The 869-nt window shown below is 48.2% G+C and carries 1 protein-coding gene; it reads left to right on the top strand.

The genetic code is table 11. The annotated features are described in order from the left end of the window. The first annotated feature begins 131 nt into the window (after positions 1-131). Positions 132-410, top strand: coding sequence for a hypothetical protein (locus EZM41_RS05800; RefSeq protein ID WP_198470189.1), 279 nt, complete (start codon positions 132-134; stop codon positions 408-410). Positions 411-869: the final 459 nt, after the last annotated feature.

Raw genomic sequence — 869 nt, 5'->3', positions numbered from 1 at the left:
ACTGAACGTACCCCATGAACCGATCAAGCCGAAGAGGAGCTGGCTGAAAGAGAATTAGTGACTAACGAACGGCAGAATGCGTTGGTATTGCTGTGTTTGGAGGCTATAGATGCGGAAGTTGGGCTGGACTTATGACAGTACTTTTTACGATACCTGCAAATTCTTCCTTTGCCAGAGGTCAGCGCTTTTGTGTGCCCAAAAGTTTTACCTCTTTCAAGATCTCCTTTACCGCCTCTTTGGAAAGATCTTTTATGCCGGGTTTTTTGAGCATATATTCAACCGGGAGTCTGCCGCTCTTTTTTGCCGAGCACTACTTAGCCTTCGCAGCCCAATATTGCAGGATCGACGGCAAACATCGCAAAGGTTTCCTGATAACCAGATCTACGCCTATTCTGGATTCCCGCATGTAGTTGCCATCTCCTACGGCGAGCTTGTTGCGGTTAAATTGGACACTAGATATTTCAGCTACTCGCTTTGAGAGTACAACGAGTCTGTCTAGACGGTAGCCGACTCTACTCCCAGAAGCATGCGAAGCCCTGCCATTAACTCCTCGAGTGAAGTATTGCCAGTCTTCTCGTCCAAGCCGCTGACGCAGGAGTACACGACTTACGCTCCGGTCTTACGGCAACCAGATCCGTAGCCACAGCCATGCCAAATCCGAAATATTCACAGATTACCCGCCTCCATTCTTCTATCTTTTACTTGCCTAAGGCTTTGCAAGCGTATGATCCGCCAAGCTGGATCACGGCGCAGCGAAGCCGGCCAGACTTATTTAGAGATACTTGCCTTCTATTCGTCAAGTTCATATTTTCGGCGCTCATCGGGATCCTCAAAATAGACTTTCTTAGGGTCAAAAGCTTCCGGATCAA

The organism is Acetomicrobium sp. S15 = DSM 107314 (assembly GCF_016125955.1).
In the GTDB taxonomy this organism is placed as follows: Bacteria; Synergistota; Synergistia; order Synergistales; family Thermosynergistaceae; genus Thermosynergistes; species Thermosynergistes pyruvativorans.
The sequence above is the reverse complement of the archived record's forward strand: the minus strand, read 5'-3'. Positions and strand labels throughout refer to the sequence as shown.

Excerpts from the sequence above, each read along its gene's own strand:
- EZM41_RS05800 (WP_198470189.1), top strand. The coding sequence starts at position 132 with ATGACAGTACTTTTTACGATACCTGCAAATTCTTCCTTTGCCAGAGGT.